The sequence below is a fragment of the Pseudactinotalea suaedae genome (genome assembly GCF_009733815.1).
Taxonomy (GTDB): Bacteria; Actinomycetota; Actinomycetes; order Actinomycetales; family Beutenbergiaceae; genus Pseudactinotalea; species Pseudactinotalea suaedae.
Genome location: NZ_WNXY01000001.1, coordinates 649,701 through 671,716, shown reverse-complemented (window position 1 = coordinate 671,716; position 22,016 = coordinate 649,701). Strand labels below are relative to the sequence as shown.

Sequence of the window (22,016 nt, the reverse complement as noted above, 5' to 3'; positions counted from 1 at the left end):
CCGAGAGCGTCGCCGACGCAGCGGCCGCAGTGGGCAGCGGCGGTGACTTAGCGCCCACGCCCGGGTAGCGGCGGTAACTTAGCGCCCACGCCGGGGTGGCGGCGGTGACGTAGCGCCCACGCGGGTGCCCCCGATGGGCCCTATCTCACCGCCGCCTGCAACCGGTGGGCCGTATCTCACCGCCGCGTGCGACCGGTGGGCCCTATCTCACCGCCGCGTGCAACTGGTGGGCCCTATCTCACCGCCGCGTGCAACTGGTGGGCCCTGTCTCACCGCCGCGTGCAACTGGTGGGCCCTGTCCCACCGCCGCGTGCAACCGGTGGGCCCTGTCTCACCGCCACGTGCAACCGGTGGGTCCTGTCTCACCGCCACGTGCAACCGGTGGGCTCAAGTCCCACCGCCGCGCGCGAGAAGGTGGGGCTCAGACGGTCCCGAGCGCGACGATCCCGCGCCGGACTGCACGGACCGCGCGATGAGCGGTGTCCTGGAGCGAGCTCGACGGCGCCGCGTCGCTCAGCTGGTCCAGCAGGTCGATGACCTGCTTGGCCCAGCGCACGAAGTCGCCGGCGGCGAGGTCGGAGTCGATCACCTCGTCGAGGTGGGCGCCGCGCGCCCACCGGTCCACCGCGGCCACCAGTCCGAGATCCAGCGGAGATCGCGGGTTGAGCCCGGCCTCGGCCTCGACGACAGCGAGATCGCGCGCCAGCACCTCGGTGGCGTCCACGGCCTGCGCCACCACGCGGCTCTTCAGGCGTGGCCGTGGCGTCAGCTCGTCAGAGCGCGACTCGTACAGCACGGCGGCCACCACCGCGGCGAGTCCGGCGGGGTCCAGGTCGTCCCAGAGCCCGGTGCGCAACGCCTCGACCACCAGCAGGTCCTGCTCGGAGTAGACGCGTCGCAGCCACTCCCCGTGCTCGGTCACCGTGGTCTCGGGACCGGAACCGGCCAGGTAGCCCAGCTCGGCGAGCACGCCGCAGACCTTGTCGAACTCGCGGGCGATCGACGACGTCCGGCCGTCGATGCGCCGGAGCAGCGCCTCGTGCTCGTCGCGCAGCTTGAAGTAGCGATGCGCCCAGCGCGCGTGCTCCTCGCGGTCGGCGCAGCCGTGACACGGGTGGGCGCGCAGCGCGGCCTTGAGCTCGGTGAGGCGGTCCTCCCCCACGGCGGGAGGACGCCGCCCCCGCTCGGGCCGCGCCTCGGCGAGGGCGCCGAGCGCGTTCCGCATCGAGGAGACCAGGTCGCGCCGGTCCTTCGGACGGCGCCCGCTGAACGCCTTGGGGATCTTGACCCTCGTCACCGACCGGGTCCCGTACGGGACCTCGGCGCCGACGAGGCGCCGGACCTGGCCCTCGCCCGTGAGCACCGTGACGGACCCGCCGTCCAAGCCGGCCGCCGTCGGGGGCTCGAGGACGACCGCGAAACCGGACCTGCGCCCGCTGGGGAGCTGGACGACGTCGCCCCGGCTGAGCGAGGCGATCGTGCTGGCGACCGCCTCACGCTGCGCGCGCGAACGGACCCGCGAGAGCTCGGACTCGAGGTCGGAGATCGAGCGGCGCAGCTCCATGTACTCGCCGAAGTCGCCCAGGTGGCACCGCATCGCGTCCGCGTAGCCCTCCAGGGCCTCGCTGTGGTTGCGTGCCTGCCGCGCCAGCCCGACGACGGCACGGTCGGCCTGAAACTGCGCGAAGGAGGTCTCCAGCACCTCCCGCGCCCGCTCCCAGCCCACGGAGGCGATGAGGTTGACCGCCATGTTGTAGGTCGGGCGGAACGAGGAGCGCAACGGGTAGGTGCGGCGGGACGCGAGACCGGCCAGCGCGACCGGGTCGAGCCCGGAGGCGTAGAGCACGACGGCGTGACCCTCGACGTCGATGCCGCGTCGCCCAGCGCGGCCGGTCAGCTGGGTGTACTCGCCCGCCGTGATCGCGGCGTGGCCGCTGCCGTCCCACTTGACGAGCTTCTCGAGCACGACCGAGCGCGCCGGCATGTTGATACCCAGCGCGAGCGTCTCGGTGGCGAACACGACCTTGACCAGGCCCTGCGTGAACAACGCCTCCACGGTCTCCTTGAAGACCGGCAGCAGCCCGGCGTGGTGCGCGGCCACGCCCGAGAGCAGGGCGTGCTCCCACGCGTCGAAGCCGAGCACGTCGAGGTCCTCGGGCGGCAGCGCCGCGGTGCGCTCGGCGATGATGTCGGCGATCTGGTGCCGCTCCGCGGGCGTGGTCAGACGCACGCCCGAGTGCACCACCTGGGCCACGGCGGCATCGCAGCCGGCCCGGGAGAAGATGAACACGATGGCCGGCAGTAGCCCGGCGCGGTCGAGCCGGTCGACGACGACCCCACGGGCGGGTGGCCGCACGATCGGCTGCCGCTGCTGGTAGCGGCCACGGCCACGACCGCGCGTGTCCCGGCCGCCGCGGCGCCGGTCACCGGAGCGCTCGAGCGCACGGATGGCCTCGACGAGGTCGTGCGAGATCGGCGGCGTCACACCCGGACGGGTGGGGTCGACGTCACCGGAGTAGAGGTCGTGCAGGTCGGCGCCCACCATGACGTGCTGCCACAACGGCACCGGCCGGTGCTCGGAGACCACCACGGCGCACTCGCCGCGCACCTCGGAGAGCCAGTCGCCGAACTCCTCGGCGTTCGAGACCGTCGCCGACAGCGAGATCACCTGCACGTCGAGCGAGAGGTGCAGGATCACCTCCTCCCACACGGGGCCGCGGAAACGGTCGGCGAGGTAGTGCACCTCGTCCATCACCACGAACCCGAGACCGTCCAGCGCCGGGGAGCCGCCGTAGAGCATGTTGCGGAGCACCTCGGTGGTCATCACGACCACCGGGGCGTCGCCGTTGATCGCCGTGTCGCCTGTCAGCAGCCCCACGGACGCGGCGCCGTGGCGTCGCACGAGGTCCTGGTACTTCTGGTTGCTCAGCGCCTTGATCGGCGTGGTGTAGAAGGCTTTGCGCCCCTGCGTCAGCGCGAGGTGGACGGCGAACTCCCCCACCACGGTCTTGCCCGCTCCGGTGGGTGCGGCCACCAGCACCCCACGACCGTCCTCGACGGCGCGGCAGGCGTCGACCTGGAAGGTGTCGAGCTCGAACTCGAGAGTGCCCGCGAACTGGGCGAGCTCGGTGCGTTCGTGCGCCTGTCGGCGCATCGCCGCCGCGTAACGCTCGGCAGGTGACGACATGTCGTCAGCGTACGTGGGGCGCGAGGAGCTGCAGCGCACCCGGCTCGACGGCGATCCGCATCGGGACAGCCCCGATGCGCTCACCGTCGCCGTAGGCCTCGGGCGGCTGCGGGTGCGGCGCCAGCGGCTCGACGACGACCTCCTTGGCGCGGATGATCTCGACCGCGGGGTGATGCACGTGGGAACCCTCGTACAGGCGCGGGAAGATCCGTGTCGCCTGCCACGGCGTGAGCGCGCCGGCGAGCACGACGTCGGCCAGACCGTCGTCGATCTGCGCGTTCGGCGCGATCTGCATGCCGCCGCCGAAGTAGCGGCTGTTCGCCACGGCCACCAGCGTGCCGGGCATCTCGCGACGCTCGCCGTCGATCGTGATCGTGTAGCCGTAGGGCTTGAAGCCGCGCAGCTCGGTCAGCGCGGCGCGGATGTACTTGCCGCCGCCGGGCGGGAACCGGTAGCTGTTGGCGAGGGCGTTGACGGCGGCGTCCAGGCCCACGGAGACCACGCACGCGGTGCGGATCGTGCCGAACGCACCCGTGGACCGGAGCACGTCCACGCGCCGGGGCCCCGCCTCGAGGGCACGTTCGAGCGCACGTAGCGCGTCGAGGCCGTTGTGCGCCGGCAGCCCCACGGCGCGCGCGAAGTCGTTTCCGCTGCCGATCGCGACGATGCCGAGCGGCACGTCGGTGCCGGCGACCGCGTTGACGCCGAGGTGCACCATGCCGTCGCCGCCCACCACGATCAGCGCGTCGAGCTGTCCGGACTCAGCGGCGCACGCCGCGTGGGCCCGCTGCTGTGCCTCGTCCGCGGCCTCGGCGGACAGGTCGACGACGTCGTGGCCGGCGGCCTCCAGCTCACGCAGCACCCCGGTTCCCGGGAGGCTTCCACGGTTGCCGTTCGCGGCAGGGTTGACGACGACGCCCAGTCTGGCCATCGGGGGCTCAGGCGTTCGCGGTGGACGCGTCGTCGGCTGCGGCGAGCTCGGCGTCCTCCTGGGCGCGCCGCTTGGCGGCCCGCTTGTCGTGGACGTGGCAGACGTAGACCGCGATGAAGTACAGCGCCACGATCGGCAACGCCATGAAGATCATGGCCGTCGGCTCCGGGTTCGGTGTGGCGAAGGCGCAGAAGGTGAAGATGCCCACGATCGCCCAGCGCCAGCCCTTGAGCCACAGTCCGGCCTTGACGACGCCCATGAAGTTCAGGGCCACCATCACCAGCGGGAGCAGGAAGGCGATGCCGAACGCGAGGACGAACTGCATGACGAACTTGAGGTAGATGTCCGCCGCGAGGAGGTTCGTGGTGTTGTCGGGCGTGAACGAGCCGATCAGCACCTCGAGCGCCTTGGGCAGCACGCTCCAGGCCAGGATCGCGCCGGTGGCGAACAACGGGACGGCCACGCCCATGAAACCGAACGTGTACTTGCGCTCGTTCTTGGTCAGGCCGGGGGTGATGAACGCCAGGATCTGGTAGATCCACCACGGCGAGCTGAGCAGCAGCCCGGTGAACAGCGCGATCCGGAGCTGCATGTCGAACGCCGTGCCGATGCCCTGGAAGTTCAGGGTGACGAGCTCGGGTCGAACCGCCTGCAGCTCCTCGATCGGTCGCTGCAGCGCCTCGAACACGCCGACGATCTCGATCGGTCCCAGCGTGCTGCCGCCGGGGAGACCGATCGGCCCGATCGTGTTGGGGTTGTACAGGATCCAGCCGACGATCCCACCGATCAGGATCCCTGCGGTCGCGAAGATGACCCGGCGGCGAAGCTCCCGCAGGTGCTCCGCCAGCGCCATCCGCGCCTCGGGGTTGTTCTTCCGCGACCCTTGTTCACGGGCCACGGGCACTTACCGGCCGGGGCTGGGAGGAACGTCGGACGGCCTGCTGCCGCCGGGCTGGGTCACCCCGTGCTGAGCGTCGGTGGTGATGGTGTTGACCGGTGTCTCGGTCGTGTTGTTGATCTCCGGGGTCGGGTTGACCGCGTCCTTGACGGTGTCGCCGTCGTCGCGGAGGTCCCGGACCTCTTCCTTGAAGATCTTCATCGATCGACCGACGTTGCGGGTGATGTCGGGAAGCCGACTGGCGCCGAACACCAGCAGGATCACGACGAGCAGCACGATCGCGTGCCAGGCCTGCAGACGCATGATGTCTCCGCTTCGAGTGAGTTGCTTCATGTCAGTCTAGGCGACGCGAACCCGGTAGGCGTCCGCTCACGCCCAGCGAGGGGTCGCGGGTCGCGCCCTCAGCGACGAGGCGAGGTGCTGAGCACCGCATCCCAACGCTTGTAGGTCAGGCCGCGCCGGACGGCGCGCCGCGCCGCCCGCGTGTCGCGGTTGGCCTGCCGGATCGTTCGCCAGCGCTCCCGCTGCTCCTCGGTGGCCAGCAGCGACGGCGTGAACACCGGCTCGGGAACGCGCGCGGCCTCGAGCTCCTCGACCCGCGTCTGCAGCCGGTCCATGACCTCACCGGTCGCCTCCAGCTGCTTCAGCAGCGCCTTGCCGGATCGCCACAACCGGAGCCCGAGCAGCACGGCACCGGCGATGGTGGCGAGCACCAGCACCGTCCACACCGCGAACCAGATCACGCGACCAGCCTAGTGGCCGGCCGTGCTAGATCAGTCCGAGCTCTGCGTAGGCGTCGAGGCCCGCCTGGGCGCGCGAGCTCACGCGGCGGGCGACCTCGGGCGGCTCGATCGCACGCACCTCGGCGCCGAGGGCCATCACGACGTTGTCGAGCCAGGCCAGATCCACCACCCCGATCGTCAGCTCGAGCCAGCCGTCGTCGAGCTCGGTGATCGTGGCGCCGGGAAGCTGTTCGGCGAACCAGCGCGCCCGGCTGCTCAGCTCCAGCCGCACCTGCGCCGCCTGCGCGGTGTCGGGCTCCGGGCGTCCGGTGAGCTGCACGTCCGGGTGCGGGTCTGCGGCGACGTCGAGGACCTGCACGTCGAGGATGCGGTCCACCCGGAACTGCCGCACACCCTGGGCGCGGTGGCACCAGGCGACCAGGAACCACCGTGTGGCGTCGGTCAGCAGCTGCAGCGGGTCGACGTCGCGCTCGGTGGTCTGGTCCGAGGCCGAGACGTACCGCAGGTGCAACCGGCGCCCCGTGCTGAGCGCGGCCCGGATCCGCTCGGCGCGTGCGTCGACGTCGCGCCGCGGTGCGGCCACCTCCACGGCGTCGGCCGCCTTCGCGGCGTCGCCCGCGGCGGCCCGCAGCACCGCGATCGTCTCGTCGACCAGGGAGGCGTCCTCGCCGTGGTCGAACGCGAGCGAGAGCGACTGCAGGGCCACGAGCAGCGCGACCGCCTCGCCGGGCGAGAGCCGCAGCGGCCGGTCCATGTCGCGCGAGTCCAGCAGCGTGATGACGCCGTGCTCGAGGTCGTCGCCGGAGAAGTCGATGAGGTCACCGTGCATGTAGCCGGGGGTCCCCGACACCCACAGCGTGTTGACGTCGGCGATCACCTGCTCCGGACTGATCCGGAAGTGCTCGGCCACCTCGGCGACGGGCACGGCGGGGTTGTCACGCAGGTAGGCGACCATCGAGAGCATCCGGGTCAACCGGTCGGGAGCGGACTCGATCACGATCGCGCACCTCCCAGCGCCGCGACGGCGCGGAGCCGGGCGAGCACCGCCTCGCGCAGCTCGGGCGGGTCGAGCACGAGCACCGAGTGCCCGTAGCCGGCCACCTCGTCGGCGACGTGCTCGACGTCGCTCACGTCCAGGGCGACGACGTCGCGCGCCCCCGTGGGGCCCTCGATCGAGTCGACGACCGATCCGCGCGCACGGAGCGCGGCGGCGCTCTCGGGTCGGATCGCGAGCCGGACCGGTGTGTGGAACACGCGCTCCGGCGTCGGCGGGCGGTGCTCGGGGATGGTGACCGAGCCGGGCTCCCCCACCCGTTGCACCTTGCCGACGATGCGGGAGGTCCGGAACGAACGCTGCGCCTGCCGGTCCCGGTCATACCCGACCAGGTACCAGCCGCGGTCGCGTGCGTGCACCCGCCACGGCTCCACCTCACGCACCGTGGTCTCGCCGCTGTACGCCGCGCGATAGGTGAACCGCACGGGCACACGCTCGGCGATCGCCTCGATCAGGTCGCTCATCGCCGGGTCGGGGCCGCGGACGCGCAGCGCCACGCCGGGCGCCGCCGTGGTCGAGCTGCCCGCGACAGCCTTCAGCTTGGTGAGCCCGCGCCGAGCCGACCCGGCGAACGCCGAGTCCTGCCAGACCTCGGCCGCGAGCGAGAGCACACCCATCTGCGCCGGGGTGAGGTCGATCGGCGGCAACGAGTAGGCGGCCGTGTCGATGCGGTAGCCGATCTCGTCCTCGTGGACCGCGTCGGTCAGCGTGACGATGGGGATGCCGAGATCGCGCAGGTGCTCCTTGTCGCGCTCGAACATCCTCTCGAACGCCTCGGTGGAGCTGTTGGTGCCGTAGCCGTGCACCTTCGCGCGGATCTCCGACTTGGTCATCCGGTGCCGCGTGTGCGAGAGCGCGATGACGAGGTCGAGCATCCGCTCCGCCGCATCGACCCGCTCGCTCATGTCCGCAACGCTAGCGCGCGCATCGCGCGCGCTGCTTCACGCCGCCGGTGCGCGTCCCGGACCTCAGACCCGCTTGCAGGTCTGTCACCGCACGTCCAGGGAGGCCGGTGGTCGCCGGGTGACTAGGGTCGCTGGCGTGATCATCTGGCGTGAAGGGATCGTGGCCGAGGTCGGCGCGTCGTGGCCGGGAGCACAGGAGCTCGTGGTGACGATCGACCAGGTGCCGGTGCGGGCGCTCGCCTACCCCGAGCTGGTGGGCGACCCGCGGCCCGGCGACCGGGTCCTGGTCACCACGGCCGCGCTGCAGCGCGGGCTGGGCACCGGCGGCTACGGCTTCGTCGTCGCGCTGCCGGACCGGTTGCCCGCCGATCCTCCGCCCGCGCCCGGCCACCTCGTGAAAGCGCGCTACACACCGCTGCAGACGCTCGTGCTCGGCGCCGACGAGCAGGAGTCCGAGCAGCACGACCTCCTCCGTGACGCCGACGACCTCGGTGGGCTGCCCGTGGTCGTCGCCGATCTGCACTCGGCGCTGCCCGCCGTCGTCGCGGGTGTGCGCAGCCGGCGCCCGGGCGCGCGGGTCGTCTACGTGATGACCGACGGCGGAGCCTTGCCCCTGTGGTTCTCGCGCGCTGTCGCCGGGTTGCGTGAGGCCGGCTGGCTGCACGCATCGGTCACCGTCGGGCAGGCCTTCGGCGGCGACGTCGAGGCCGTCTCGTTGCACTCCGGGTTGCTGGCGGCACGGCTCGTGCTCGAGGCCGACGTGGTCGTGGTCGCCCAGGGACCGGGCAACCTCGGCACCGGGACCCGGTGGGGCTTCTCCGGCGTGGCCGCCGGCGATGCGATCAACGCGGTCGCGACGCTGGGCGGCCGCCCGGTCGCGAGCCTGCGGGTCTCAGCCGCCGACCCTCGTGAGCGCCACCGCGGCATCTCCCACCACAGCCTGACCGCCTACGGCCGCGTCGCGCTGGCACGGGCCGACGTCGTCGTCCCCGAGCTGGGCGGCGACCTCGGCGCCCTCGTCGAGAGCCAGGCCGAGGCGCTCGGTGAGCGACACACCCTGGTGAGCACCGCCGTCGACGGGCTCGCCGAGGCCCTCCGAGGATCCCCCGTGCCGTTGTCCACGATGGGGCGCGGCCTCGCCGAGGACCCGACGCCGTTCCTCGCGGCCGCGGCGGCCGGTGCCTATGCCGCCTCGCTGGCGTAGGTTGGGTTCTCGTGGCTGCGCCGACGACTCCCCCCGGGAAGCTCCCGATCATGATGCTGCACGACCGCGTGCTCGTGCAGCTGTCCACCGACGATGCCGAGCGGAAGTCAGCGGCTGGTCTCGTCATCCCGGCCACGGCGCAGATGGCGCACCGGCTGCACTGGGCCGCGGTGCTCGGCGTCGGTCCGCACGTGCGGACCGTGAAGGTCGGTGACCAGGTGCTGTTCGGCGAGGAGCAGCAGCACGAGGTCGAGATCCAGGGCGAGACCTATGTGATCCTGCGCGAGAAGGACCTCCACGCCGTGGCCGCCGCCCGCGTCGAGGTCTCGACCGGGCTGTACCTCTAGCAGCGCTCCCCCGGGTCAGCGCTCGGCGGCCGGCGGTTCCTGTCCCTCGTGCGCCGCCACACGCCGGCGCAGCCAGTCGGCGTCGCGCCGCGCCCGTGCGCCGTCGGCGGCCTGGACAGCCAGCACCGGGTGTGACGAGCCGTCGGCGAGGTCGAGCAGCACCCAGGGGTCGTGACGACCGAACCGCACCGCCACGATCTCCTCCCAGGCGACGTACCGGCTCAGAATCGGGTTGCGCACCGCGATGCCCTCACGGTCCGCGACGGCGCGTGGCCGCCCGAGCACCCAGCACGTCAGGACCGCGATCACCGTGATGATCACGATCGCCAGCGCGTCGGCGGTGTGGTCGCTCTCCAGACCCGCCAGGGTCAGCAGCAGGAACGCGGCGCCTGCCACGAAGGCCAGCGAGATCACCACGCACACGACCACGGTGAACCGCGGTCGAAAGACCCGCTCCGCCGTCGGCATGGGGATCTAGAGACGGCAGGCGTCGATCGACGTGACGAGGATGGCTCGCGCGCCGACCTCGTACAGCCGGTCCATCACCTGGTTGGTGATGTCGCGCTCGACCATGGATCGCACGGCCACCCACCCGGAGGTGCGCAATGGCGAGACGGTCGGCGACTCCAGACCCGGCGTGATCGCGACTGCGCGCTCGACGGCCGACTCCGGCACGTCGTAGTCCATCAGCACGTATCGGCGCGCCACCTGCACGCCGTGCACCCGCCGGTCGAGGATCGCCAGGCCCGGGTGCTCGGCGCCGGCGGGACGGATCAGCACGGCCTCGGACTGCAGGATCGGGTCGCCGAACACCTCCAGGCCCGCCGCCCGCAGCGTGGAGCCGGTCTCGACGACGTCGGCGACGAGGTCCGCGACCCCGAGCCGCACCGTGGACTCGATCGCGCCGTCGAGCCGGACCACCTCGGCCTCGACGCCGCGCTCGCGCAGGTGGTTGCCGACGAGCACCGGGTAGGAGGTCGCGACCCGCTTGCCCGCGATCTGCTCGAGGCGGGTGATCTCACCGGCGGGACCGGCGTAGCGGAACGTCGACTGCGCGAACCCCAGCGCGCGGTGCTCCACCGCGTCGACGTCGGAGTCCAGCAGCAGGTCGCGCCCCGTGATCCCGGCGTTGACGGTCCCGGACCCGACGTACACCGCGATGTCGCGCGGACGCAGGAAGAAGAACTCGACGTCGTTGGCCTCGTCCACGAGCACGAGCTCGCGGCCGTCACGGCGCTGCCGGTAGCCGGCCTCCCGGAGCATCTCGCTGGCCGGCTCGGCCAGCGAGCCCTTGTTGGGGACGGCGACGCGCAGCATCGGGGGCTCCTCGGTGGTCACAGGTGCTTGTAGACGTCGGCGAGCGTCAGCCCGCGCGAGAGCATGAGGACCTGCAGGTGGTACAGCAGCTGGGAGATCTCCAGCGCTGTCTGCTCCTGGCCCTCGTGCTCGGCCGCCATCCACACCTCGGCGGCCTCTTCCACGATCTTCTTGCCGATCGCATGGACGCCGGCGTCGAGCTCCGCGACCGTGCCGGAACCGGCGGGTCGCTCCTCGGCCTTGCGTGCCAGCTCTGCGAACAGCTCGTCGAACGTCTTCACGGCCGGTCAGCCTACCTTCGTCACCGACGCCTCTCGGATCAGTCCACCGGCGCGACGAACTCGTTGGTGAAGGCCTCCTCGGCCGGCACGGCGGCCGCGATCAGTCCCAGCTCGAGCATGGCTGGGGCCATCGCGCTCCAGCGGGTCTCGTCCTGCAGACCCCAGGTGCCGCTGAGATCGCCGTACAGCGGCACGGTCGCCTCGGCCACGGCCGCCATGATGACGCGCTGCTCCTCGGTCACGGTGCCGGGGATCTCCTCGACGGCGGCCTCGACGGCCAGGTTCGGGTCCGCGGCGATGTCGGCGACCGCGCGCCCGACCGCCTCGATGACCCCGCGCAGCGCCCCGCCGTTCTGGGTGGCGACGCGGCTGGTGGTGCCGAGCCCGATGCCGACGAGCGGCACGTCCCCGATGCTCACCGGAGTCACGGCCAGCCCGGTCGCCTGGAACTGAGGCACGTCGTTGTTGACGAAGCCCATCACGGCGTCGACGTGACCGCCGGAGAGCGCCGCCTGCTGGGTGTACCCGATGCTGGCGACCGTGACATCGGCCTCGGTGAGGCCGGCGGCGTCGAGCATCGCGAGCAGCCCGAAGTAGGTCTCGCCATAGGGGCCGGGGATGCCGATGGTGCGTCCGGCCAGCTGCTCGGGCGCGGTGATGTCGCTGCCCGCCGGGACGATCATCGTGACCGGGTAGCTCTGGTACAGGGTGGCGACGCTGATGACGTCGACGTCCTGGGAGCGCGCCTGCAGCATCTCGTCGCCACCGGCCACGACGATCTGCTCCCGCCCGGCGCTCAGGGCTCCGAACAGATCCTCCGACTCCCCGTGGTGGCGCAGCGCGACGTCGACGCCCGCCTCGGCGAAGTAGCCCTGCTGGGCTGCGAGGTAGAACGGCGCGAACTGCACGTTGGGCACGTACGTCAAGCCGATCGTCACCTTCGCGTCCGGGGCTCCCGGCCGCGGATCGGTGCAGCCCGCCGTCATCAGGCCGGCTCCCACCGCCGCGGCAAGCATGAGGGCACGTCGTCGCGTCACCACCATCGGACCATCCTTTCCAGGCCGCGCACGGCCAGGTTGATGGCGACCGCCAGGGCCGCCAGTACCAAGAGCGTCGCCACCATGCCTGCGGTGTCGACGCGATCACGGAAGATCGAGAGCAGCTCACCCAGACCGGCGCCACCCATGACGAACTCGCCGACGACGGCGCCCGTCACCGACAGCACGAAGCCGTTGCGGATGCCGGTGAGGACCGCGGGCAGCGCCATCGGGCCCTCGATGTGCACCAGCAGGCGCCACCGGTCGGCGCCGTCGACACGCGCTGCGTCGACGACGTCACGGTCGAGCGTGGACAGCCCCAGCACGGTGTTGAGCAGGATCGGGAAGAAGACCAGCAAGGCGCACAGCAGCGCCTTCGGCAGCGCGCCGTACCCGAACCACAGCACGAGCAGGGGCGCGAAGGCCACGGCAGGGATCGCCTGGGACGCCGCGAGGTAGGGCCCGAGCGCCGCGGTCGCCGTCCGGGAGTGGGCCAGCAGGTAGCCGAGCGGCAGCGCGATCGCGAGCCCGAGAAGACACCCGAGGGCGCTCACCCCGAAGGTCTCGCCGGCCGCCGTCAGGATGTCACCGGCAGCGATCTCGGCGACGAGCCGGACCGCGAGCTCCGACGGCGAGGGCACCAGAGCAGGCCCGAGGGCCACGGACGTCAACGCCCACAGCACCACGAGCGCCGCGCCGAGGGCGAAGGGCGCCACGAGACCGCGACGTGCAGCGACCGAGGAGGCCTGACCGGCCATCGTGATCGTCCTCTCCCCCGGCGATCTCCGGGGTGAGAGGGGTGCACCAGCACCCACCTGACGACGGCGCGACCCAGGGGGCCGCTCCCGCCGCGTGCTTCCTCCCATCCGGACTTTCACCGTCGGTCCTGGAGTTTCACCAGGTCAACCGCCACTGCCCGTCCGGGTGGACGAGCACTGCCGGGTCGCGGACTGTCACCGCCGGTTCGGAATTACACCGACCCCGGAGCACGTCAAGCTCGAGAGCACTCTAGTACGTCTCGCGCGCCCGACCCCGCCGGGATGTCCTGTCCCGAAGGATGGCGGGCGGACCGCACACCCGCTATGGTTGAAAGGTCACGCGATCTTGTGATCCGTGGCACAACGCAGGTGTCGGGGGACGGAGCTGTGGCGATGGCGGAAGCGCATCGGTCGCACTGGAGCGGCGCTGTGGCGCGCTCGCTCGTGCGGCGTGCGCTCCTCGTCGGTGGCGCCGTGGGTGTCGGGCTGGTGATCGCCACCGCGTCCGCCGCCGATGCCGAGGCCGGCCCGCTCGACGGCCTCGTGGACCCGCTGACCAGCACGCTCGACCAGGTCCTCTCCCCCGTGACCGACGGCGTGGTCACGCCGGTGGTGGAGGAGGTCGTCGCGCCGGTCGTCGACGAGGTCGTCGCCCCTGTGGTGAGCGAGGTCGCGGCGCCCGTGGCGCCGGTCGTGGAGGAGGTCGTCGCCCCGGTGGCGCCGGTCGTGGAGGAGGTCGTCGCCCCGGTGGCGCCCGTCGTGGAGGAGATCGTCACCCCGGTCGCGCCCGTCGTGCAGGACGTGGTCTCACCCGTGGTGGACGGCGTCGTGGCTCCGGTGGTCGACGACGTCGTCGCGCCCGTCGCGGTTCCCGTCGTCGAGGAGGTGCTGGCGCCGGTGGCCTCCGTGGTCGAGGCAGCCAGCCCCGCGATCACGCCGATCGCCGGTGTGCTGGCACCGGTCACCGACCTGGTCGGGACCGTCACCGCGCCGCTGGACCCGGTGATCGGCGTTCTTGACCCGGTGACCGGCGTACTCGACCCCGTGACCGGCGTACTCGACCCCGTGACCGGCGTTCTCGACCCGGTGACCGACGGTCTCGACCCGGTCACCGATCCGCTCTCGCCCGAGCTGCCCGGCGTCGCCGATCCGGGTGCCGCTGCCCACGTACCTGCTGACCGGGACGTGCCTGCTGTCACGGCACCACCGGTCCCACCCGGTCCCGTTGCCTCGAGCGGTCCCGCGCCCGACCGGCCGGACGATCAGGCGCCCGGGACGAGCTCTGCCGCGCCAGCCCTTCCAGGAGCGAACGGCACGACAGCATCGCCGTCGTCCGGCGCCGGCTCTCTGGGTGAGGCACCCCAGGACGGCTCGTCCACACCGGCTCACGAGCCGTCGAGCGGCTCGTTGCCGGCCAGCGCCTCGGGCGCCGCGGCAGCGCGTAGCGCCGGCGCACCCGAGATGGCCGCCATGATCATCACCGCCGCGGTCGTTCCTGCCGCCGTCTGGCGCGCCGCCGATCTCGAGGCGCGTGCGTCGCGCACGGCCACCTTCTTCGAGGTTCCTGTCTCCCCTGGCTGAGCGGGCCCTGCCGTGCCTCGCGCACGGCACGTGCCCACGGCGCACCTGCGCCAACCCACTCAGTCAGGAAAGAGATCAGTCATGCATCCATTCGTTCGGCGCGCGCTGCAGACGGCGCTCGTCACAGGCGGCCTCCTGGCCGTCGGGGCCGGTGCGGCCCACGCCGCCCAGGACGACGTCCTCGGCCTCGGACTCGACGTCTCGGTCGACCTGCCTCTCGGCGAGGTCACCCAGGCGCTGCCCGACATCTCGGTCGACGTCCCGGTGGACGTCAGCGCAGCGGTCGACGACGTGGCCCTCGGGCTGCTCGGTGACGCCACGGTGGAGTCCGAACCGGCGGACGTGGCCGAGCCCGCGGCACCCGCCGAGACCGCAACGACCCTCGGGGACCCGTGGGTGATGTCCTCGGAGGCGGACGCTGAGCTCGCCATCGGCGACACTCCTGCCGGTTCCGGCAGCAGTGCCGACGGCATCGATGTCGAGGTTCCGGTGACCATCCCGGTGGACGTCTCCGACGTCGCGCTGGGTGTCCTCGGGGACGCGTCGGTGGAGTCCACGGAGCCGGCCGCTGCGCCGTCCTCCGGGGCCGCACCGGCTGAGGCGGGCAGCACCGACGGCATCGACGTCGAGGCTCCCGTGACCGTTCCGGTCACGATCGGCAACATCGCCGCCGGCGTCCTCGGAGACGCTGCGGTGGAGGACACGGAGCCGGCCGCTGCGCCGTCCCCCGGGACTGCGCCGGCTGGTGCCGGCAGCACCGACGGCATCGACGTCGAGGCTCCCGTGACCGTTCCGGTCACGATCGGCAACATCGCCGCCGGGGTCCTCGGAGACGCGTCGGTGGAGTCCACGGAGCCGGCCGCTGCGCCGTCCTCCGGGGCCGCGCCGGCTGAGACGGGCAGCACCGACGGCATCGACGTCGAGGCTCCCGTGACCGTTCCGCTCACGATCGGCAACATCGCCGCCGGGGTCCTCGGAGACGCGTCGGTGGAGTCCACGGAGCCGGCCGCTGCGCCGTCCCCCGGGACTGCGCCGGCTGGTGCCGGCAGCACCGACGGCATCGACGTCGAGGCTCCCGTGACCGTTCCGGTCACGATCGGCAACATCGCCGCCGGCGTCCTCGGGGACGCTGCGGTGGAGTCCACGGAGCCGGCCGCACCCGCGGCCGGTATCCCCGGTCCCTCGGGGCCCGCCGCCACCACGGACGGGCTGGGCGTCAGCGCTCCCGTGACGGTGCCGGTGAACGTCTCGTGCATCGCTGCGGGCGTTCTCGGTGACGCGGGCGCCGCCTGCGCCAGCCCGGCTGCGACGCCGGGTGCCGGAGTGGATCCGGGGGCGACCGGCGGTATCGGGATCAACCTCCCGGTGACCGTCCCGGTCGACGTCTCCTGCCTCTCGGTCGGACTGCTGGGCGACGCCGCGGCAGCCTGTGCGACGGCCGCCGTTCCTGGTGACCCGGGCGACCCCGGTGACCCCGGTGACCCGGGCGACCCCGGTGACCCGGGCGACCCGGGCGACCCCGGTGACCCGGGCGACCCGGGCGACCCCGGTGACCCGGGCGACCCGGGCGACCCCGGTGACCCGGGCGACCCGGGCACTCCTGGCGACCCAGGTACTCCTGGTGACGCCGGCACCCCCGGCGCTCCCGGTGGCCCCGGTACGCCGGGCGGTCCTGGCCGGACGGTCCCCATGGACCCGCCGGCGCTGAACGTCCCGGCGGACGGTTCCGGTAACACCGAGCCGCTGCCGGAGACAGGGGCGGGCGACCTGACCGGTCTCCTGCTCGCCGGACTCGCCATGCTGGCGGGCCTGGTGCTCCTGCGGGTGAGGTCGCTCAGCCGCCGCTGAGGGTGAGGGCAGCGGCGCCGCGTTCGGGGGGCGCGGCGCCGCTTCCACCTGTCTGTCAGCCCGTGCTGTGTCGGGCGCCTTGCTGCGGCTGGGTCGCCCACCGGATCGTCGCCACGAGACCGCCACCGATGGCCCTGCCCACGGTGCGCTCGAGCAACGGCCGCGGAGCCGAGAGACCCAGCTCCGCACGCATCCACGGCGGGAGCAACGCGATCGCGGCATCGGCCAGCGCCCGGTACGCCGGACGCACGGCTGCCGGCAGGTCGGGGCGACGCAGCAGCACCTCGACAGCCTCGTGCGCAGCGGCGGTCCCCCGCAGCTCGGCGCGATAGCCGGCCAGCACCTCCCGCAGCTCCGCCTCGGTCGTCGGTGGTGCCAGCACGCCGAGCTTGCGCGCCACGACAGCGGTCTGCTCCAGGTATCGGTCACGCTCCGGGGCCGGGAGCGGCTGACGCCCGTACACCCGGTGCGCCAGCAGGAAGCTCTCCACCTCGGCCACGTGCACCCACGCGAGCAGGTGCGGGTCGGAGACCTGGTACGGGATGCCCTCGTCGGTCACGCCGCCGAGCCGGTCGTGGATCGCGCGGACGGCGTTGACCGCCTGCTCGGCGTGCCGCTCGGCGCCGAACGTCGTCACCGCCAGGAACGTGCTGGTCCGTGCCAGTCGGCCCCACATGTCGCCGCGGAACCCGGAGTGCTCGGACACCGCCCGCATCGCCACGGGGTGCATGCTCTGCACGAGCAGGGCGCGGATCCCGCCGATGTACATCGAGTGGTCGCCGTGCACCCGCACGATCGGAGAGCCGGGCGGGAACCACCGCGGCCCCGGCGTCAGATGGATCCGGTCGCGCTGGCGCTCGCCGTCGGCTCCCGCCACCCGCTCGAAGATGGCGTCACCGAGACGCTGCCTGACCGGCCCGAGCACGCTCATGCCGACCACGCCGCCAACGCGAGCTCGCGCAGCGACGCGATCTCGGCGGCAGGGTCCTCCGCCCGGTAGACCGCAGAGCCGGCCACGAACACGTTCGCGCCGGCAGAGGCGGCACGTCCGATCGTCTCGCGCGTCACGCCGCCGTCGACCTGGATCCAGATGTCGGCGTCGAGCTCGTCGATCGCGGCGCGGGCGCGTCGGATCTTCGGGAGCACGCCGTCGATGAAGGCCTGGCCACCGAAACCCGGCTCGACCGTCATCACCAGCACCATGTCGAGCTCGGGCAGCAGGTCCAGGAACGGCTCCACACCGGTCGCAGGCCGCAGCGCGATGCCCGCACGCGCACCCTTGGCGCGCAGCTCACGGGCCAGCTTGACCGGAGCGCGGGAGGCCTCGGCGTGGAACGTCACCGACGCCGCGCCGGCCTCGGCGTACGCGGGAGCCCAGGTGTCGGGGTTCTCGATCATCAGGTGCACGTCGGCGCGCATGGAGGTGTGCTCGAGCAACCGCTGCACCACCGGCAGCCCGAACGTCAGGTTCGGCACGAAGTGGTTGTCCATGATGTCGAGGTGCACGAGATCGGCCGAGGTGATCCGCTCGACCTCCTCGGAGAGCCTCGACAGGTCCGAGTCGAGCACGCTCGGCGAGATCAGGATGGGCGGCGTGGGCACGAGGCGAGCCTACCCAGCGAGAATCAGCCGGTGCGCCGCAGCAGCGCCAGGAACATGGCATCGGTGCCGTGCCGGTGCGGCCACAGCTGGACGAACGGGCCCTCTTGCCCCGACACCTCACTGAGCGAGATCTCGGCGAGCACAGCCGTGGCGTCCAGCACCTCGACGGCCGCCTTCCGGGTGACGTCCTCGACCACCAGTCGCGTCTCGGCCAGGTGCGGCGAGCAGGTCACGTAGGCGATCAGCCCACCGAGCCGGGTCGCCGCGATCGCCGAGTCCAGCAGGTCACGCTGGAGCGGGCTGAGCCCGGCGAGGTCGGCAGGCTGGCGCCGCCACCGCGACTCGGGCCGACGGCGGAGCGCGCCGAGACCCGTGCACGGCGCGTCGACCAGGACCCGGTCGTAGCGCTCGGGCTCGAGGTCGCCGAGCTCACGGCCGTCACCGACCCGGACCTGGACGTCGACGACGTCGGTCGCCGCAGCGACAGCCTGCTCGACCAGCCGCGCCCGGTGGGGCGAGACCTCGTTGGCGACCAGGACGCCGTCGGGCGCCCGCTCGCCCAGCAGCGCAGCCAGCAGGGCGGCCTTGCCGCCCGGACCTGCGCACAGGTCCAACCACCGCGAGTCCGAGCCCTCGAGCGGTGCGGCCGCGAGAGCGAGCGCCACGAGCTGGCTCCCCTCGTCCTGGACGCCGACACGGCCGGTGCGCACCGAGGCCAGCGCACCCGGGTCGCCGCCGGCGAGCACGCGCGCCGTGCTCGCGTAGGCGCCGGGCGCGGCGTCCTCGGGCACGTCGCCCCGCTCGGCGAGACCGGGCCGGACGGCGATCGTCACGGCCGGTGCGGCGTTGTCGGCCGCCAGCAGGTCCTCCAGGTCGTCGGCGCCGGCAAGCGTCATCGCCAGCGACTGCCGCATCGCCCGGACGATCCACCCCGGGTGCGAGCTGGTGAGCGCCAGGCGCTCGGTGGGATCCTCGGTCCCGGCCGTGATCTCGGCCAGCCACCCGTCCAGGTCGCGCTCGGCGACCCGTCGCAGCACGGCGTTCGCCAGCTGACTGGGGCCTGCGCCGCACACCGACCGGGCGAGCCCGACGGTCTCCGAGACGGCCGCGTGGTCCGGCACCCTCATCCCGAGCAGCTGGTGCGCACCGAGACGGAGCACGTCGAGCAGGGGCGCATCCAGGCCCTGCGGGTCCCGTCTGCCCGCCAGCGCGAGGATCGCGTCGTACCGGCCCTGCAGGCGCAAGGTGCCGTAGGTGAGCTCGGTGGCGAAGGCGGCGTCGCGGCCGCGGATCCCGCGCTCGGTGAGCATCGGTGGGAGCACGAGGTTCGCATAGGAGTCGGACTCGGCGACCGCACGCAGCGTGTCGAACGCGGCGCGGCGTGCCGGGTCCGCCCCACGGGCGCGCTCGCTCGGCCGGCTCTGGGAGCGCTGCCGGTCCTCGCGGCGAGGCCCTCGGCCGCGACCGCCGGGTCGTCGAGGCTGCTCAGGCATCGGTCACCTCCTCCGCGACGTCGAACCGCCACCCGTCCGCGAGCCGGGCACCCCGGGCCCACGCGGTGGCGTCCATCCAGGGCTTGCCCGGCGGGGCGATCTGGGTCAGCCGCACGGGGGCGCTGGCGGTGCCGACCAGCACGCCGCCGTCGCCGTTCGCCATGACGGCGCCGGGCGGGACGAAGATGCGCAGCATGGTGGGGATCACCGGGCCGATCTTGAAGCGTTCGCCATGGTGGGTGGTCCAGGCGCCGGGCGCCGGCGTCAGGCCGCGGATGCGGCGGTCGACGACGTGGCTCGGGAGCCGCCAGTCGATCTCGGCGTCCGCTGACGTGATCTGCGGCGCCAGCGAGACGCCGTCGGAGGGCTGTGGTTGCGGCTGGGCGCTGCCGTTCGCGATCGCGTCGAGCGTCGAGACCAGCAGCGGCGCTCCCGCGTGGGCGAGCCGGTCCAGCAACGTCCCGGCGGTGTCGGTCGGCGTGATCGTCTCGGTCATCGTGCCCAGCACCGGTCCCGTGTCCAGCCCCGCCTCGATCTGGAACGTCGAGGCGCCGGTGACCTCGTCACCGGCCATGAGCGCGTGCTGCACGGGTGCGGCCCCGCGCCACGCCGGCAGCAACGAGAAGTGCAGGTTGATCCAGCCGTGCGGCGGCAGCGACAGCGCGGGCTCGCGCAGCAGCGCCCCGTAGGCCACCACGGCGGCCACCTCGATGTCGAGGTCGCGCAGCTGCGCCAGCGTCTCCTCGGCGTGCGGCCGGCTCGACGTCACCACCCGGAGGCCGGCGCGCTCGGCACGCTCGTGCACGGGGCTCGGCGTCAGCACGCGCCTGCGGCCCACCGGTGCAGGGGGTCGTGTGAGCACACCCACGACCTCGTGGTCGGAGGCCAGCAGCGCCTCCAGGGCAGGGACCGCGACGGCGGGAGTCCCCGCGAACAGCACACGCACGTCGAGCAGTCTAGGAAGGCTCGACGCCGGCGGGCGCCATCGCGACCTCGACACCGTGCGACCGCAGCTCGCCGCGGAGACCCTCGGCACCGGTGAACAGATGGGCGTGCAGACCCACCGAGCGGGCGGCCTCGACGTTGGCGGCGACGTCGTCGACGAACAACGTCTGCTCGGGCACGAGGTCGTAGCGCTCGATCAGGAGCTCGAAGATGGCAGGGTCGGGCTTCGCGAGACCCTCGTGGCCCGAGACCAGCAGGTCCTCGAGCATCGCGATCGCCGGCGCAGCGGCCGGGGCGTGGTGGATCGTCTCGGCCGACCAGTTGGTCAGGCCGAGCAGCCGGATCCCGAGGTCGGCGAGCTCGGACACCAGCTCGGCGGTGCCGGGGACCGGGCCGATCAGCGCCTCGGGGAACGCGTGCCAGTAGGCGTCCAGAGTCGTCACGTGATGCGGCGCGCGCGCGGACATCTCGGCACGCGCGTCGGCGTACGTGCGTCCGCCGTCCATCGCGTGGTTGAGCTCGACGAAGCCCGACTCCGTCAGGAACGTCTCGATCTCCTCCTCGGACAGCGTCCGCGACCAGATGCGGCGCGGGTCCCATCCGATCAGCACGTTGCCCAGGTCGAGCACGACGGTCGTGAGCGAGGTCTCAGAAGTCACGGAGCCCACCTCATCACAGTCCGGGGCTCAGGCGAGCGGTGCGGCGGTGGTCTCTCGCGTCACGAGTCGCGTCGCGAGGTCGACGCGGCGCAGCGGTGGCTCCTCGCCCCGAGCGAGCGCCACGAGCATCTGGGTGGCGGTGCGGGCCATCGCCCGCAGCGGCTGCTCGATCGTGGTGATCCCGAGCCACTCGGTCAGCGGCAGGTTGTCGTAGCCGACGACCGACAGGTCCTCGGGGATGCGGAGCTCGAGCTCGCGGGCTGCGCGCATCACGCCGAGCGCCTGCACGTCGGATCCGGCGAAGACGGCGGTCGGCCTGTCGGGCAGCATCATCAGGTCCCGGCCGTGCACGTATCCCTTGCCGGCGTCGAAGTTGCCCCAGCGGACCAGCTGGGGGTCGTACGGAACACCCGCCTCGGCGTGGGCGGAGCGGTATCCGTCGACCCGCGCACGCGAGCAGAGCACGTCGTCGGGCCCCGAGATCATGCCGATCCGCCGGTGCCCGAGCTCGAGCAGGTGCTGCGTCGCGGCGAAGCCGCCGTTCCAGTTGTTCGACCCGACGGTCGGCACGTCCTTCGGGGGCTCACCCTCGGTGTCGATCACCACGAACGGGATCGAACGGGACTCCAGCTGATGCCGCTGCGCGGCGCTGAGGCTCGACATCACGAGCAGCACGCCCAGCGGACGCCTCGCCAGCACGGCGTCGAGCCACTCCTGCTCCGGGCGGTGCTTGCCACCCAGCTCGGTCAGCACCACGCCGACCCCGAGGTCCGACGCCGCTCGTTCGACGCCCTGGATGATCTCCAGGCCCCACTCGGTGCCGAGCTCGTGGAAGCACAGGTCGATCAACGGCGGCCCGCTGCGGGCAGGCCCGCGGCTGCGCCGCCGGTAGCTGTGTCGTGCGAGCACGGTCTCCACGCGCTCGCGGGTCTGCGCCGAGACGTCCGGCCGGCCGTTGAGCACCTTCGAGACGGTCGGCACCGACACACCCGCCTCTTCGGCGATCACGCCGATCGTCGCGCGGGTCGGCACGACGGCCTTGTCCGTCATGAGGCACTCCATCCACCTGGGCGGCGCGGCGGCGTCGCAACTTTCGACGGAGGTTAGCACCGGTGGCCGGTGGCGCGCCGTTCGTGGCGCCCGTGCCCGGGGGCTTGACGTGGCTCGCTCCGATGGCTACTTTCGGTGACTATCGGCGCTGACGTCGATAGTTGCGAAGATCGAGC

General features: G+C 72.7%; 22 protein-coding genes and 1 riboswitch. Of the genes, 4 read left to right on the top strand and 18 right to left on the bottom strand.

From position 1 onward, the window contains the following. Positions 1–421: 421 nt before the first annotated feature. The 7 genes from GPA04_RS03105 to GPA04_RS03075 all read right to left on the bottom strand — a co-directional run bounded on the left by GPA04_RS03105 (position 422) and on the right by GPA04_RS03075 (position 7,718). Positions 422–3,187 (bottom strand): DEAD/DEAH box helicase, encoded by a 2,766-nt coding sequence (locus GPA04_RS03105; protein WP_156222195.1) that lies wholly within the window; start codon positions 3,185–3,187, stop codon positions 422–424. A 4-nt stretch (positions 3,188–3,191) separates the two neighbouring features. Beyond that, entirely contained in the window at positions 3,192–4,118 is a 927-nt protein-coding gene (locus GPA04_RS03100; protein ID WP_156222193.1) for a diacylglycerol/lipid kinase family protein, read from the bottom strand. A gap of 7 nt (positions 4,119–4,125) precedes the next feature. Continuing rightward, positions 4,126–5,016, bottom strand: coding sequence for a twin-arginine translocase subunit TatC (tatC, locus tag GPA04_RS03095; RefSeq protein ID WP_241680552.1), 891 nt, complete (start codon positions 5,014–5,016; stop codon positions 4,126–4,128). 6 nt (positions 5,017–5,022) lie between these two features. Then, a complete protein-coding gene (gene tatA, locus GPA04_RS03090; RefSeq protein WP_156222191.1) occupies positions 5,023–5,319 on the bottom strand; it encodes a Sec-independent protein translocase subunit TatA in 297 nt (98 codons plus the stop codon). A 98-nt stretch (positions 5,320–5,417) separates the two neighbouring features. Further along, on the bottom strand, positions 5,418–5,759 hold the full coding sequence (locus tag GPA04_RS03085) for a hypothetical protein (protein ID WP_156222189.1): 342 nt from the start codon (positions 5,757–5,759) through the stop codon (positions 5,418–5,420). Positions 5,760–5,784: 25 nt separating this feature from the next. After that, on the bottom strand, positions 5,785–6,756 hold the full coding sequence (locus tag GPA04_RS03080) for a helix-turn-helix transcriptional regulator (protein WP_156222187.1): 972 nt from the start codon (positions 6,754–6,756) through the stop codon (positions 5,785–5,787). Continuing rightward, entirely contained in the window at positions 6,753–7,718 is a 966-nt protein-coding gene (locus GPA04_RS03075; RefSeq protein WP_156222185.1) for a helix-turn-helix transcriptional regulator, read from the bottom strand. Before GPA04_RS03075 ends, GPA04_RS03080 begins: the two co-directional genes overlap by 4 nt. 136 nt (positions 7,719–7,854) lie before the next feature. Here GPA04_RS03075 and GPA04_RS03070 point away from each other — a divergent pair, with 136 nt between their 5' ends. Both GPA04_RS03070 and GPA04_RS03065 read left to right on the top strand, forming a co-directional pair. Beyond that, the gene (locus tag GPA04_RS03070; protein ID WP_206674088.1) at positions 7,855–8,922 is read left to right on the top strand and encodes a DUF3866 family protein; all 1,068 of its coding nucleotides are present in this window, start codon (positions 7,855–7,857) and stop codon (positions 8,920–8,922) included. An 11-nt stretch (positions 8,923–8,933) separates the two neighbouring features. Then, positions 8,934–9,269: a GroES family chaperonin gene (locus tag GPA04_RS03065; RefSeq protein ID WP_241680551.1), complete on the top strand. Its 336-nt coding sequence runs from the start codon at positions 8,934–8,936 to the stop codon at positions 9,267–9,269. 15 nt (positions 9,270–9,284) lie between these two features. Here the strand turns inward: GPA04_RS03065 and GPA04_RS03060 are convergent, their stop codons facing one another. Genes GPA04_RS03060 through GPA04_RS03040 form a run of 5 tightly spaced genes read right to left on the bottom strand, consistent with a single transcriptional unit; the run spans position 9,285 to position 12,662 of the window. After that, complete coding sequence (locus GPA04_RS03060) at positions 9,285–9,737, bottom strand: PH domain-containing protein (RefSeq protein ID WP_156222179.1); 453 nt, start codon at positions 9,735–9,737, stop codon at positions 9,285–9,287. A 6-nt stretch (positions 9,738–9,743) separates the two neighbouring features. Next, positions 9,744–10,586 (bottom strand): ATP phosphoribosyltransferase, encoded by an 843-nt coding sequence (hisG, locus tag GPA04_RS03055; RefSeq protein WP_156222177.1) that lies wholly within the window; start codon positions 10,584–10,586, stop codon positions 9,744–9,746. A 17-nt stretch (positions 10,587–10,603) separates the two neighbouring features. Further along, the gene (locus GPA04_RS03050) at positions 10,604–10,867 is read right to left on the bottom strand and encodes a phosphoribosyl-ATP diphosphatase (protein ID WP_156222175.1); all 264 of its coding nucleotides are present in this window, start codon (positions 10,865–10,867) and stop codon (positions 10,604–10,606) included. Positions 10,868–10,905: 38 nt separating this feature from the next. After that, the gene (locus GPA04_RS03045; RefSeq protein WP_156222173.1) at positions 10,906–11,910 is read right to left on the bottom strand and encodes an ABC transporter substrate-binding protein; all 1,005 of its coding nucleotides are present in this window, start codon (positions 11,908–11,910) and stop codon (positions 10,906–10,908) included. Then, complete coding sequence (locus GPA04_RS03040) at positions 11,901–12,662, bottom strand: ABC transporter permease (protein ID WP_156222171.1); 762 nt, start codon at positions 12,660–12,662, stop codon at positions 11,901–11,903. Before GPA04_RS03040 ends, GPA04_RS03045 begins: the two co-directional genes overlap by 10 nt. Before the next feature lie 91 nt (positions 12,663–12,753). Next, a riboswitch (FMN riboswitch) is annotated at positions 12,754–12,897 on the bottom strand. 158 nt (positions 12,898–13,055) lie between these two features. On the opposite strand from GPA04_RS03040, the gene GPA04_RS03035 reads away from it, so the two are divergent. Both GPA04_RS03035 and GPA04_RS21290 read left to right on the top strand, forming a co-directional pair. Beyond that, positions 13,056–14,243 (top strand): hypothetical protein, encoded by a 1,188-nt coding sequence (locus GPA04_RS03035; protein WP_156222169.1) that lies wholly within the window; start codon positions 13,056–13,058, stop codon positions 14,241–14,243. A gap of 81 nt (positions 14,244–14,324) precedes the next feature. After that, the gene (locus GPA04_RS21290; RefSeq protein ID WP_194238922.1) at positions 14,325–16,091 is read left to right on the top strand and encodes a hypothetical protein; all 1,767 of its coding nucleotides are present in this window, start codon (positions 14,325–14,327) and stop codon (positions 16,089–16,091) included. Between the two features lie 55 nt (positions 16,092–16,146). Here GPA04_RS21290 and GPA04_RS03025 read toward each other — a convergent pair whose 3' ends face one another. From GPA04_RS03025 to GPA04_RS03000, 6 genes are read right to left on the bottom strand one after another with little or no spacing between them, the layout of a single operon-like run. Continuing rightward, positions 16,147–17,022 carry an oxygenase MpaB family protein gene (locus GPA04_RS03025; protein WP_156222167.1) on the bottom strand — a complete coding sequence of 292 codons (876 nt, stop codon included), beginning with the start codon at positions 17,020–17,022 and terminating at the stop codon, positions 16,147–16,149. Continuing rightward, positions 17,019–17,693: a ribulose-phosphate 3-epimerase gene (rpe, locus tag GPA04_RS03020; RefSeq protein WP_206674087.1), complete on the bottom strand. Its 675-nt coding sequence runs from the start codon at positions 17,691–17,693 to the stop codon at positions 17,019–17,021. Before rpe ends, GPA04_RS03025 begins: the two co-directional genes overlap by 4 nt. Before the next feature lie 23 nt (positions 17,694–17,716). Continuing rightward, the gene (locus tag GPA04_RS03015) at positions 17,717–19,186 is read right to left on the bottom strand and encodes an RsmB/NOP family class I SAM-dependent RNA methyltransferase (RefSeq protein WP_156222165.1); all 1,470 of its coding nucleotides are present in this window, start codon (positions 19,184–19,186) and stop codon (positions 17,717–17,719) included. Next, positions 19,179–20,132 carry a methionyl-tRNA formyltransferase gene (fmt, locus tag GPA04_RS03010; protein WP_156222142.1) on the bottom strand — a complete coding sequence of 318 codons (954 nt, stop codon included), beginning with the start codon at positions 20,130–20,132 and terminating at the stop codon, positions 19,179–19,181. The genes GPA04_RS03015 and fmt overlap by 8 nt, the downstream gene beginning before the upstream one ends. A 10-nt stretch (positions 20,133–20,142) precedes the next feature. Beyond that, positions 20,143–20,790, bottom strand: a complete 648-nt coding sequence (locus tag GPA04_RS03005; protein ID WP_156222140.1) for an HAD family hydrolase — start codon at positions 20,788–20,790, stop codon at positions 20,143–20,145. Between the two features lie 27 nt (positions 20,791–20,817). Next, positions 20,818–21,840: a LacI family DNA-binding transcriptional regulator gene (locus tag GPA04_RS03000; protein ID WP_156222138.1), complete on the bottom strand. Its 1,023-nt coding sequence runs from the start codon at positions 21,838–21,840 to the stop codon at positions 20,818–20,820. Positions 21,841–22,016: the final 176 nt, after the last annotated feature.